The sequence below is a fragment of the Bartonella sp. AS69XJJH genome, from assembly GCF_042195585.1.
GTDB lineage: Bacteria > Pseudomonadota > Alphaproteobacteria > Rhizobiales > Rhizobiaceae > Bartonella.
On sequence record NZ_JBHIOO010000006.1, the window covers coordinates 1 to 13,009 of the forward strand.

14 protein-coding genes, 1 tRNA gene and 1 pseudogene are annotated in these 13,009 nt (G+C 35.2%); 10 read left to right on the forward strand and 6 right to left on the reverse strand.

Features of this window, described 5'->3' with window-relative positions:
• The first annotated feature begins 100 nt into the window (after positions 1-100).
• From ACFIK6_RS04160 to ACFIK6_RS04195, 8 genes are all read left to right on the forward strand, one after another.
• The gene (locus tag ACFIK6_RS04160) at positions 101-436 is read left to right on the forward strand and encodes a hypothetical protein (RefSeq protein WP_375641979.1); all 336 of its coding nucleotides are present in this window, start codon (positions 101-103) and stop codon (positions 434-436) included.
• A 13-nt stretch (positions 437-449) separates the two neighbouring features.
• Positions 450-1,019: a hypothetical protein gene (locus ACFIK6_RS04165; protein WP_375641978.1), complete on the forward strand. Its 570-nt coding sequence runs from the start codon at positions 450-452 to the stop codon at positions 1,017-1,019.
• A gap of 75 nt (positions 1,020-1,094) precedes the next feature.
• Complete coding sequence (locus ACFIK6_RS04170) at positions 1,095-1,859, forward strand: ERF family protein (RefSeq protein WP_375641977.1); 765 nt, start codon at positions 1,095-1,097, stop codon at positions 1,857-1,859.
• Position 1,860: 1 nt separating this feature from the next.
• A complete protein-coding gene (locus tag ACFIK6_RS04175; protein WP_375641976.1) occupies positions 1,861-2,484 on the forward strand; it encodes a lambda exonuclease family protein in 624 nt (207 codons plus the stop codon).
• Positions 2,485-2,594: 110 nt separating this feature from the next.
• On the forward strand, positions 2,595-3,140 hold the full coding sequence (locus ACFIK6_RS04180) for a hypothetical protein (RefSeq protein ID WP_375641975.1): 546 nt from the start codon (positions 2,595-2,597) through the stop codon (positions 3,138-3,140).
• Entirely contained in the window at positions 3,137-3,748 is a 612-nt protein-coding gene (locus tag ACFIK6_RS04185) for a hypothetical protein (protein ID WP_273783639.1), read from the forward strand. The genes ACFIK6_RS04180 and ACFIK6_RS04185 overlap by 4 nt, the downstream gene beginning before the upstream one ends.
• Before the next feature lie 133 nt (positions 3,749-3,881).
• Entirely contained in the window at positions 3,882-4,130 is a 249-nt protein-coding gene (locus ACFIK6_RS04190; protein WP_273724609.1) for a hypothetical protein, read from the forward strand.
• Positions 4,131-4,132: 2 nt separating this feature from the next.
• Positions 4,133-5,173: a tyrosine-type recombinase/integrase gene (locus ACFIK6_RS04195; protein WP_375641974.1), complete on the forward strand. Its 1,041-nt coding sequence runs from the start codon at positions 4,133-4,135 to the stop codon at positions 5,171-5,173.
• A gap of 54 nt (positions 5,174-5,227) precedes the next feature.
• On the opposite strand, the gene ACFIK6_RS04200 is transcribed toward ACFIK6_RS04195, so the two are convergent.
• The 3 genes from ACFIK6_RS04200 to ACFIK6_RS04210 form a co-directional block, all read right to left on the reverse strand.
• Positions 5,228-5,527 carry a HigA family addiction module antitoxin gene (locus ACFIK6_RS04200; RefSeq protein ID WP_330168901.1) on the reverse strand — a complete coding sequence of 100 codons (300 nt, stop codon included), beginning with the start codon at positions 5,525-5,527 and terminating at the stop codon, positions 5,228-5,230.
• 18 nt (positions 5,528-5,545) lie between these two features.
• Entirely contained in the window at positions 5,546-5,827 is a 282-nt protein-coding gene (locus ACFIK6_RS04205; protein ID WP_375641973.1) for a type II toxin-antitoxin system RelE/ParE family toxin, read from the reverse strand.
• A 199-nt stretch (positions 5,828-6,026) separates the two neighbouring features.
• Positions 6,027-6,101: transfer RNA gene (locus tag ACFIK6_RS04210), tRNA-Gln, on the reverse strand.
• 813 nt (positions 6,102-6,914) lie between these two features.
• Here ACFIK6_RS04210 and ACFIK6_RS04215 point away from each other — a divergent pair.
• The gene (locus ACFIK6_RS04215) at positions 6,915-7,517 is read left to right on the forward strand and encodes a superoxide dismutase (protein WP_375625105.1); all 603 of its coding nucleotides are present in this window, start codon (positions 6,915-6,917) and stop codon (positions 7,515-7,517) included.
• Positions 7,518-7,599: 82 nt separating this feature from the next.
• Here the strand turns inward: ACFIK6_RS04215 and ACFIK6_RS04220 are convergent, their stop codons facing one another.
• Positions 7,600-9,693, reverse strand: coding sequence for a S9 family peptidase (locus ACFIK6_RS04220; RefSeq protein ID WP_375641972.1), 2,094 nt, complete (start codon positions 9,691-9,693; stop codon positions 7,600-7,602).
• Positions 9,694-10,549: 856 nt separating this feature from the next.
• Here ACFIK6_RS04220 and ACFIK6_RS04225 point away from each other — a divergent pair.
• Positions 10,550-10,987: a MucR family transcriptional regulator gene (locus ACFIK6_RS04225; protein ID WP_012754848.1), complete on the forward strand. Its 438-nt coding sequence runs from the start codon at positions 10,550-10,552 to the stop codon at positions 10,985-10,987.
• A 98-nt stretch (positions 10,988-11,085) separates the two neighbouring features.
• On the opposite strand, the gene ACFIK6_RS04230 is transcribed toward ACFIK6_RS04225, so the two are convergent.
• The gene (locus ACFIK6_RS04230; protein ID WP_375641971.1) at positions 11,086-11,496 is read right to left on the reverse strand and encodes a SufE family protein; all 411 of its coding nucleotides are present in this window, start codon (positions 11,494-11,496) and stop codon (positions 11,086-11,088) included.
• 139 nt (positions 11,497-11,635) lie between these two features.
• Positions 11,636-11,982, reverse strand: a pseudogene (locus ACFIK6_RS04235) (DUF5330 domain-containing protein).
• Between the last annotated feature and the right edge of the window lie 1,027 nt (positions 11,983-13,009).

Sequence of the window (13,009 nt, forward strand, 5' to 3'; positions counted from 1 at the left end):
AATAGAAAAAGTCATTCCTTGCGCAAAAATCACAGCAAAAGGAATTGGTGTGCTGTCTCAAGAGCTTAAAAGACAAAGCATGCATTAAGAGGAGGTTATTATGATAAAAAAGAAATACGAATTGACTGATGAGACAATTAAAGTTGATAGAATAACGCTTTACCGTATCCGTGCATTAAAAGACTTTGGAGATGTTAAAAAAGGTGATCTTGGTGGCTGGGTAGAGAGTGAAAGAAATCTTAGCCATGATGACAATTGCTGGGTTGGTGGTGAGGCATGGGTTTATGAAAATGCCAAAGTTTATGAAAATGCTAAGGTTTATGAAAATGCTAAGGTTTATGATGATGCCGAAGTTTATAATAACGCAAAAGTTGGTGGTAATGCCATAGTAGCTGGCAAAACAGCATTTTATGGAAGTGATGCTATCTTAAGGTAGGGGGCAATAAACCATGGAAAAGAAATACGAACTGACTGATGAAATAAAAGAATTTTATGATGCAAGAGCCGATAAAAGTAAAAAACTTTATCGCATACGTGCATTAAGAGATTTTAGAAATATTAAAAAAGGTTACTTAGGCGGCTATATACAAAAAGAAGACAACCTATCGCATGAAGGCGATTGTTGGGTTTGGCATAAAGCTATGGTTTATGGTGACGCTAAGATTTTCGGCAATGCACAAGTATTTGAACGCGCAAAAATTACAGGCAGGGCGCATGTTTATGAAAATGCAAAAGTTTGTGGTGAAGCATATGTTGAATATGATGCGCAAATTTACGGCAATGCACAAATTTATGGTGAGGCTCGAGTTTTGGGCCATGTTTATGGCAATGCCCGTGTCTATGGAGATGCTTATATAAGTGATAAAGCACACATTTCCGGAAATATGAAAATTCTAGATGGAGTATATATTTTTGATAATGTAAATATTTCTGGTAATCTTGAAATTCGTGGACGCAATTCAATCATCTACGAAAGTGACTATTCAGCAAGCGATATAAGCTACATAAGCCGTTTCTAGCAACAAAAACAAAGATTTTAACACCAGCGTGATTCACGCCACGGGAGAATTGCGCTCAAATAGGAGGAAATCAAGATGAGTGAACTAACTACCACACAAACGGAATTAGTGGAAAAAAGAAACGATTGCGAAGTCAAACAAACAGCTATGGATCGCATTTTAAACAGAGCCTTAGAAAATGACGTTGATATGGACCGCTTAGAGCGCCTTATCACATTACGAGAAAAAGAAATAGAACGACAAAATTATCAAAGTTTCGTCTCTGATCTTTCCGCTATGCAAATCAAATATCAAAAAATCCAAAAAAACTCTATTAATACCCATACCAAGAGTACATATGCAACGCTTGATCAGTATATTGACGCAGTAAAGGATACTCTTGCAACATACCACTTCGCTTTGTTTTATCGTATTAAAAGTCAAACCACAACAAACGTTACCATAGAAATAACTCTATCTCATCCCTCTAGCAATCAAATCTCAACAGAAGGAACATTCCCGATTGATGGTCAAGGCAGTAAAAATAACATTCAATCTGTTGGTTCCACGATTACTTATGCACGCAGATATCTTTTAGGCATGCTTCTTAATGTGACCAGTGATGAAGATGATACTGATGGCAACACGCTCATAGCAGGTGTTACACCGGAACAAATGAATGAGATCAGAGAATTAATAGAACAGACACAAGCAAAGGAAAGCGATATTCTTTCTTTTATAGGCGTAAAAAATCTCACGCAGATGTCTTATAAACAAGCTCAAACCGTTTTGTTTGCTTTGAAAAAAAAGCAACGCTCGCAAATGAATAAAGCACAACAAGAGCAACAAAAGGCGTTGTGAAATGGAACAAAGAACAGCAGAGTGGTTTCAAGCCCGTTTAGGTAAAGTCACTGCTTCAAACGTTTACAACATACTCAGTAAAACAGCAAAGGGAACGCCTACAAGCAAATATGAGGAGTACAAAATAAAGCTTATGACAGAGCGCTTAACAGAGGAAATAAGCCAATCTTATACAACACCTGCTATGCAATGGGGCATTGAACATGAAGAGAATGCCTTAAGAGAATATGAATTCATTTATGACGCAGAAGTCACAAGGTGTGGATTTGTCCAACATCCTATAATCCAAATGGCTGGTGCAAGTCCTGATGGGCTTATTGGTGAGAACGGTTTAGTAGAGGTTAAATGCCCACAATCAACCACGCATTTGCGCTTCTTTATATATGACGAAATCAAGCCTGAATATATCGCACAAATGCAATTCCAAATGGCATGTACAGGACGCAAATGGTGTGATTTCATTAGCTATAATCCAAACTTTGTAGGCAGATCTACTGGTTTGAGAATGAAAATCAAACGCGTCAACCGTGATGAAAAACACATTGAAGAGATTAATAAAGCGGTCGAAATCTTTTTAGGGGAAATAGAACAAGAGATGCAAAAGATTTTGGCAAAAGCCGCTTAAACCTATGGGGGTGCTCTCTCCTCCCAGCACCCCCGCCCTTTCCTAACAACTTTCAACACATGCGTGCTTCACGCTACGGGTAGACTGTACGCAAATCAAGGAAATAAACCATGGAAAAGAAATATGAAATTACTGACGAAACAATCGAAGTTGATGGCAAAACTCTCCACCGCATTCGTGCATTGAGAGATTTGGGGGACGTCAAGAAAGGTGATCTTGGCGGCTATATCGAGAAAGAAGACAACCTATCGCATCATGGTAATTGCTGGATTGGGGGTTATGCCAAGGTTTATGATGATGCTAAGGTTTACGAAAATGCACAAGTTTACGGTTATGCACATGTTTACGACAATTCTCGTATTTATGGCAAAGCAGAAGTTTTCGATGAACCATGCATTTACGGTCATGCAGAAGTTTACGGTGATGCATATATTTGCGGTGAACCGCACGTTTTTGATAATGCAGAAGTTTATGGCAATGCACAAGTTTACGGTGAGGCATACATTTACGATAGGGCGCGTGTTTACGGCAATGCCCATGTTTACGGCAATGCGCATGTTTACGGTCATGCAAAAATTTACGGTGAAGCATGTGTATGTTGGGACGACTGGATTGATGGCGATAGAAGAATCTCAACTAGAGAACAAACCAAATGAGAAAATACGAACTGACTGATGAAACAATAGACATTGGGCGCAAAACTCTTCACCGAATTCGTGCTTTAAGGGATTTTGATGATGTTAAAGCAGACGACCTAGGCGGTTTTATACAAAAAGAAGACAATCTAAGTCATGATGGCAATTGCTGGGTAGGTGATGATGCAAAAGTCTATGGTTATGCCAAGATTTTTGGTGATGCACATGTTTATGGAAACGCTCGTGTGGATGGTCATGCAAGAGTTTATGACAAAGCCAAGGTTTTTGGTGATGCTTATATTGATAACATTGCTGATATTTACGAAAATGCATGTGTTTTTGGTAGTGCATCTGTTACCGGAGAAACTAATATTTTTGGCAATGCGCAGATTTTTGGACATGCTCGTGTTTTTGCCAGTGCACAAATCTACGAGAATGCACAAGTTTCCGGTGGTGCATTTATTAGTGGAAAAGCTAAAATTTATGGGAATGCTAAAATTTATGACAGTCCATTGATTTCCATCAGAGCAAAAGTTGGGGGAAATGCCAAAATCTATGGTTATGCATTTATTCATGGAAACGCAGAGATCATCAATGATGAAATCATCACAACGGGCGAGAGGCAATAAACCATGGAAAAGAAATACGAACGACTAATCTTATAGTGTCTCTATAAGCCGTTTCTAGCCACACAAACAAAATTTTAACACCAGCGTGATTCACGCCACGAGTGAATTACATCTAAAATGAAGGGGAATAAACATGCCACACCGCCCACCTACTATCACGCAACCAGCTATTGCTCGTGCTTTAAGAGAAGCTAAAAAACAAGGATGTGAACTCATAGAAATCAAACCTACAGGGGAATTATTAATTCATATCAATAAAACCATAACACCAACAACGACAGATAATACTTATAGCATTGACGATTTTCCACCGCTTGAAAATGAAAAAGAAGACTACGAGACCAGCAAAAGCTGCCCCTCTGTCGACGGTATAAAGTTTTAGCCATGCCAAAACGCCGTCCACCGCATCTTGTTCGTGAACGTACACGCCATGGTAAAATTATATGGTATGTACGTATTGGTCATGGACCACGGTTTCGGATTGAAGGAACCTATGGAACGCAAGAGTTTGTTGACAATTATACGATTGCCATTAAGCAAGCACAAAATGGCTCCTCCAAAACAAAGAGGCGTACCAGACTTACAGAAGGGTCTTTCGATTGGTTATTGCATCAGTATTTACAAAGCATGCAATGGCATAATCAATCAGAATCCACGAAAAAAGTTAAATATCGAATTCTGAATAATGTTTCTAAACATATTGGTGATCGCGCCTATAAAAGCATAAACAAACAACACATTCTTGACGCAGTAGAAAGAAGACGCGAGACTCCCGCAGCGGCAAGACATTTTTTAACGGCTTTAAATGGTCTTTTTAATTGGGCAGTTGATAATGATCTTTTGAATAGAAATCCTGCTTTTAATATAAAGCCACCAAAATCCTTTAACGCAGAAGGATTCATACCATGGTTAGAAGAAGACATAGATAAATATTATCACCGTTGGTCACATGGTACACATGAACGCGTCTGGATTGACGTCCTTTTGTATACAGGTTTACGTCGTGGTGATGCCGTTCGTATCGGCTGGAAAGATATCACAACAGATAATATTATTCATTTAAAAACAGAAAAGAGCCAATTTAAAACAGATGTTTTTCTCCCGATTTTGCCAGAACTCGCAGAAACACTTAAAATTGGTCCTATTGGAGATGAAACATTTATTTGCGGTAAAGAAGGTAAAAAACTGACCAAAGAAAGTTTTGGTAATCTGTTTCGTAAAGCTTGTAATGCAGCAGGTATTAAAAAATCAGCGCATGGATTGCGAAAATTAGCAGCAACACGTGCAGCAAATGCAGGTGCGACAGTTTCGCAAATGAAAGCGCTTTTTGGCTGGACAGAAGATAACATGGCATCCCTTTATACCAAAACAGCCGACAGAAAACGACTTGCAATAGAAGCAATCAAAAAACTTCAAAAAAGTTAGGACAATGGGTGGCTGCTAAAAAAAAACAAAGCCCCGTCAAAATTATGAATGAAATTAATGCGGCGTTTGAGGTGCATCAGAAACCAGAGGAGAAATAGGTGGTTGTGTCTGTTGCATTGTTTGCCATAAATTATAATTCGTTTGCATATCCAGCCAAAATTTTGCTTTACTAAAACCAGCTAGTTCTAATTTCACTGCAAGTTCGGTACTCATAGAAGCATGTCCGTTAATCACTCTTGATAGAGAAGCTCTTGTCATATGAAGATGATCAGCTAACTTTTGTATTGTTATCCCCATTTCTTCTAAGAAAGCTACTTTTAGAACTTCGCCCGGATGTGCGGGGTTATGCATCATTTGTTTTCGTTCCTTTCATCAATGGTAATCTTGATAATCAACAAGCTCCACATCTGTTCCTATAAAGCGAAAAGTAACACGCCAATTTCCATTCACCCATATAGAATAGTATCCTGTAAGTTCACCTTTAAGAGGGTGCATTTTAAAGGCAGGTGCTTTCAACATTTCAGGTGACGTAGCACTTGTTAAAGCTGTCAAGATAACGCGTAACTTTTTCACGTGATCTGGTCGAATAGCTTTTGTGGAACCTGTTGTATAAAATAATTTTAAGCCCTTATGTTTGAAACTCACAATTGCCATTATCGCCCCTTATCGTATACCATAGCTATACGATCATTAAAAATAAGAGTCAAGCGCCCTGCTAGCAAATCCAGTTATCTAGATAAAACGATTGAGTATAAGCTATAAAAAAGTTAGGGATAGGTGGAAAATAAGTTAAAAGAATCAACGGAATCAAAATTCCCGAACTTTTATATAACCTATTGATTTAATTAAATATTGGCTGGGGTACCTGGATTCGAACCAGGGAATGCCGGTACCAAAAACCGGTGCCTTACCGCTTGGCTATACCCCAAAAAACACGCTTTATAGCGATTCTTGCACCTTATAGCGATTCCTGTGATTGGACGCAATATCTGAAAATCAAAGACCTTACTTTTTTATCATAAAATTTCTGAGTCTTGTATGACATTGCATCGATACAAATTCGTAGCAGAAACTGATATACGGTTGTGCTTTTAACACAAGTAGAAACTATTTATCCACCAATTATTTTGCTCTTTGTATTGATGTCCTAGGAACAGAAAATCTTTTAGTTTACTCATGTATCTAATAAATTTGCATATGATTTACTTTTCTTGATATACTAAAATCTCATCTTGCTTAACTAAGATAAAAGCTGTCACCATTGGGGACCGGTACAGTGTGTATTAGTGCTGCTGTGCTCTTTTATTAAGCGTAAAGATGGTAATATCCACTGGCTTTTACATTATATTATCCATGGGTAGCGCCATAAAATGAAATCAAGTACATTGAAAAATAACATTTAATATTCTGTTGAAAACACTATGATACACCTATAGGTTAGAAGAGTTTTGCAAAAATTAAAAACAAGAAATAATAGCTGTTTCCATTTACTTTTTATTCAAAAGATAATGATATTTTTTACCCATTCATAGATGTAAAAAATCTTCAGAAGAAATCTTTATATAGACTAATGCCCTTTTGGATTGATGAGCATGCATTTCCTAAAAGCCTCTTTTACAAAAAGAGAGACATTAAAATTAATTTCATACAAATAGGTATTCAACATTTGCTTTTAAATTCGGTAAATGGCAAATTAGACTTATGAAATAAGCTTAACAATTAGAATCGAGGAGATTTTTAAATGGCTTTTGAATTGCCCCCGTTGCCTTATGATTACGATGCCCTTTCACCTTATATGTCACGCGAAACGCTTGAATATCATCATGATAAGCATCACCTCGCTTATCTTAACAACACCAATAATTTTGTGAAAGAGTTAGGCTTAGAAAATGAAAGCCTTGAAGATATTGTTAAAAAAAGTTTTGGAAAAAATATTGGTTTGTTTAATAATGCAGCACAGTATTACAATCATAACCACTTTTGGCTTTGGATGAAAAAAGATGGTGGTGGCCAAAAACTTCCTGAAAAGTTAGCAAAAGCTATTGACGCTGATCTAGGTGGTTACGACAAATTCCGCGCTGATTTTATTGCTGCTGCTAGTGCCCAATTTGGTTCTGGATGGGCGTGGGTTGCTGTTAAAGACGGCAAGCTTGAAATTATGAAAACGCCTAATGGCGAAAATCCCTTAATTCACAATGCTCGACCTATTTTGGGTGTCGATGTGTGGGAACATTCCTATTACATTGATTATCGCAATACTCGACCGAAGTACCTCGAATCCTTTGTAGACCATTTAATTAATTGGGACTATGTTTTGAAACTTTATGAAGAATGTGAACTTTAAGCTATCTAGATAATTTTTTAGTGTATGAAAGTCCCTATAATCCAATAAATTATCGGAGACTTTCATACAGAGATATTATGGATTAGCAAAAGTCTTTTCCTGCTATCTTTAGAATATATGCATAAATGTAGGCAGCTTCTTCTAGCTTTGAAAAACGTCCAGCTGCACCAGCGTGCCCTGAATCCATATTAATACGTAATAAAATTGCATTATCGTCTGTTTTTAGGTCTCGTAGTTTTGCCACCCATTTTGCAGGCTCCCAGTAAGTCACACGAGGATCTGTTAATCCTGCCATCACAAGTATAGGGGGATAGTTTTGAGCTTTGACATTATCGTAGGGAGAATAGGAAGCAATAAGCTTATAATCTTCTTCTGATTCAAGAGGATTCCCCCATTCGGCCCATTCTGGAGGTGTGAGTGGCAATGAAGCATCTAACATTGTTGCTAAGACATCAACAAAAGGCACATTCGCTACGATTCCAGCAAAATCCTGTGGAGCTATATTGGCAATGGCTCCCATCAACATCCCCCCTGCTGAACCACCATGAGCAATCAGCCGGTCGTGAGAAGTGAATTTATTTTTTACAAGATAACGCCCACAAGCAATAAAATCTGTAAATGTATTGTGCTTAAAGAGATGTTTTCCTTTCTCATACCATTCTACTCCCTTTTCTTTTCCTCCGCGAATATGAGCAATCGCGTAAATAAAACCTCTGTTTACTAGAGAAAGTACATTACTATTGAAACTGGCAGGAATAGAGATCCCATAAGCACCATAACCGTAAAGCAGACAAGGCGCACTACCATCAAGGGAAGTGTTTTTGTGATAAAAAAGTGAAATAGGAATCTTCTCCCCATCATCTGCTATTGCTGTAATACGTCGTGTTACATACGCATCTTTATTATGCCCAGAGGGAATTATTTGCGTTTTTAAAAGCATTCGTTTACAACTTTTCATCTCATAATCAAACACTTGATCAGGTGTTGTCATAGACGAATAGGAAAAACGAATAGTTGGACTGTTATATTCTGCAGCCCCTTGTAGACCTAAAGAATAAGCCTCTTCAGTAAAAGCAATGGAATTAACTTGTTTAGTGGTACGTTCCATTACTTTTATACGTGGAAGCCCCTCAAAACGTTCGATCCAGACAAGAAAATCTTGATAAGCATCATGGGATAATATGAGGCACCCAAGCTGATGTGGGACAAACTCAGACCAATTTTCTGATTGTGGAGATGTATATGGCGCTACCATAATTTTGAAATCTTTTGCATTATCTAAATTGGTCAGAATATAAAAGACATCACCGCCTTCTGTAAGTGAATATTCAATACCTTTTTGTCGTTTCCGTACACATTGGGGAATAGTAAAAGGCGCCTCAGCAGGAATTAACCAGATCTCGGATGTTTCATGATCATGAATATTAATATAAATAACATCATTAAGCTTAGAACCGCTTACATCTAAGAAAAAACCTGGATTATCTTCACGAAAAATAAGCTTATCTTGTGATTGATTTGTGTTTAATTGGTGATAATAGAGCTCTGAAGGTCGGTGGTTTTTATCCATCTTAGTATAAAAAAAACCTTCAGATCTAGCATCCCATACAATTTGACCAGATGTATCAGTAATTGTGTCCATACAGTCAGACAATGTCTCAAAATTACGAATTTTAGCTGTATAGAATTCTGATCCTTTGTCATCATAGGTCCATACCACGTGTGTATGGTCAGGAGATTCTTGAACTGAACCAAATTTGAAATATTCTTTGCCTTCTGCCAAGACATCACCATTAAGGTACACGTTTTTTTCTCCGCCATTCCTTGGTGTCCGAAAATAATGTGGTTGTTGACCTCCGGTAACATAAGAGAATCCGTATGCAAAAGGACCATGTTTTATAGGGACAGAACTATCATTCTCTTGGATCCTGTTTTTCATTTCGGTAAAAAGCAAATCTCGTAATGGTTTTGTATCAGCCATTTGAGCTGATTGATAAGCATTTTCTTTTTCAAGATAATGTCGAATATTGGGATCTAGACAGTTAGGATCTTTAAAAACATCTTGCCAGTTAGACGCACGTAGCCAATGATAGGGATCATCACGAAAAATACCATGATATATTTCCTTATGAGTGATTCTGGATGCTTTGGGAGGAATTGTAAAAGTGCGAGTCATACACAATCCTATATTAAAATATGTTAACAGCTTCGTTTATATGTTAGAATCACAGTTGTTGATGCAAGTGTAAAAATCTATAAGTTCTATTCACTTGCAAAAATAGCGCCATGATAATTTTTAAAATTAATACCTTTCTGTTCATTACATATCACAGCTATTGTTTTCTAAAGATATAATACCACTTTTATAATGAAAGTGACTGGTAAAACAATTAAACTATGAGAAAAAGAATTGATTTTTTTTGAAACAGTATAATCGCATAATTTTACAGAAAGGAATAAATATATATAAAGTATTATTATTACTGTATAAACAATAAAAATATCCTATGTCCTTTTAATGAATAGTTTTATATTATAAATAATGACATTATGTCATATTTATAATATAGTGTGTTTTTTATTATTAAATTTTATAAATATAAATAATAAAAATAAATTTGAAACCTATTAAATATAAACTTACTAAATTATAAGTATTCAAAACAAAAAATAATAATTTATATATTATATTTTTATAATTAGTAATTTTATTTTTACGTTCTCAAAAAAAATTAAATAAATTTTATCCTATATTTTTTTATAGTTGTGATGTATTATATATTATGTATGATATGTTATAGGATAAAAATATATTTTAGCATGTAATAATTTCGTTTTTCTTATTGTATATTATGACAAAAAATGGGTATTTATTTGATTTTTTTGTGTTTTGGCAATTTTATAGAATAATTGAATTGACAAAAAAGATTTTTGTACAATATGAAACTCATGTGCATGAGATCTTTATATCATGAGTATATGCACTATATCTCGATTTTGAATTACTCAATTTTAAATTAAAGGAAACAAGAATGGAACATCGTGCAGTCTTAGAGACTGAAAGCAATTTAGTTATTACATTGGTTGCTGATATTGTTGCTGCCTACGTGAGTAATAATTCTATTCGACCGACTGAAGTGCCAAGTTTAATTGCTGATGTCCATGCTGCTTTTCGTAAAGCAGGGAATCTAGAGTTAACAGAAGTCGAAGTTGAAAAACAAAGGCCTGCCGTTAATCCAAAGCGTTCAGTATTTCCTGATTATCTCATTTGCCTTGAAGATGGAAAGAAGTTTAAATCTCTAAAGCGTCATCTCATGACACATTATGGAATGTTGCCAGAGGAATATCGTGAAAAATGGCAGTTAGATAGTTCTTATCCTATGGTAGCGCCTAATTATGCAAAAACACGATCGGCTTTGGCCAAAGAAATGGGTCTTGGACGCAAAAGCAAACGGAAAAAAACTAAATAATCTTATTTTGCGAAAAAATGGTTTCGTGTATAAAGTTGATTATAGTATATATGTTTTGTGTGAAGCTTTTGTATATATAGCAATTTCTACCAAGGGGATTACATATAGCTTTCGTTACGAATCCGTTTAATCATTGATTTCAGACCATTTGATCGTTGTGGTGTAAGATTTTCATTTAAACCAAGTTTTTCAAAGAGCTCTTGAGCATCGGAATTGCGAATTTCAGAAGCTTTTTTGCCTGAATAAAAAGCAAGAAGTATATAAATGAGCCCACGTACAATATGAGCATCGGAATCACCTTGAAACGTCAATATTGGATCTTCTGAGTTATTACGTGAAGATAAAAGCCACACTTGGCTAACACAACCAGGAACTTTGTGAGCATCGTTTCGAGCGCTTTCCGGAAAAGGTGGCAATTCATGGCCAAGCTCAATGACATAACGATAACGATCTTCCCAATTATCCAAAAGCGAAAAGTTCTCTATAATATTACCGATTGTTTCCGCCATTATTTTAGTCCTGTTTCGTTTGAAATAATCATTCTTAAATACACTTAATAAAAATAAATATTTATTTTTCCTAACATAAATAACGCGAAGAACGTTAAAAATCCTTATTTCAAGATAACATTGTATGGTTTTGTAAGAACTATTGTCTTTCGATTTTGCAAGAAACATTAGGGGAAGTCCCTGATATTATTTTTTGTTCCCTAATATATTCCCTAGATATTCATAAGCTGCTCTTGCACCGTAATATGCGCGTTCGCCAAGTGAACTTAAAAAGGATTTTCCTACTTTGCAGGTTTCTATATTACGGTCACAAAATGCTCCTAAGTCATTTAAAGCTTCCTTAAAAGCAGTAATCACATCGCTCGTTATTGTCTCATTATTTTTGGGACCAGAAAAATGGTTACCGCTTGGATTTGCTACAAAAAATGAAATAATGACAAAAATAAAAAATAAAAAAAATGATAATTTGATTAAAAAACGTATCATGGGCAATCAATGTACCGTAGTGGTAAATACAATAAAAGAAGCATTTTATAAACTGTTTCTTTATAAAAACTTTATAAAATGTGCTTTTTATAAAGTTGAGTATTTATTTATTGGATCTATATCATTGGCTCTTTTATAAATATGGCACAATCCCGCTGTATAAAATATACATTGTCTATTCGCTAAAATAACATCCAAATTATACACCCATAGGCTGATCATATTAATGAACATACTATGATAAAAATACGAAATATAATCACGATTGTGCATAAGAGGTAAGGGATACAACCTACATTTGCAACCTTTTATTTCACAAAAAAGTGTACCGATAAGATAAGAATTAAACACAGAGTCCTATTTCTTTTCCATATTGTGTACATACTTATTTTAAATAATAGTTCACCATCTTAGCTTAGTTGAAAAGGCTAAAAAGAGTCAAACTCTGTTATTCTGACTCTCGTGTCGATAAAATATTTATATTATCTATAAAATTTTTACTGGAATGTTATGAAAATGATCAGCATCTCTTATGATTACATCTCAAACAAGTTTTTTCTATAACATTGTAAACATCAATTTAATTGATACTTATGAAAATTATTGAATAGAAGGAACTTATACCAAAATATAATCATATTAAGAGATAATTATTCTTACCAAATCGTTTATGGATAAGTAATCATTTATATGTAAATTATAAAGAATAGATAATTATTGCCGTCCTTTTAGCGTTATAGGCAAGTATTTTCAATTTTATTTTATACAATAGGCAAACATATGCTCAAAAATGAAGAATAACGTGGCATTATTGTTTAGATATTTATATGTTGATAATACAGTTTGCAAACACCAAAATGATCTTGAATGCTAATCATTTGGTGCTCTCTCTGTACATATTAAAGATTTGTAAAAAATGAAATGAATAAAAATTGATAAGAACTCTTGTTGATTTATCAACTTATAAATTGATATAATGAAACTGCTCATTTTAGGAGTTTGAAAGGAAAAAGCAATAATGTTAATG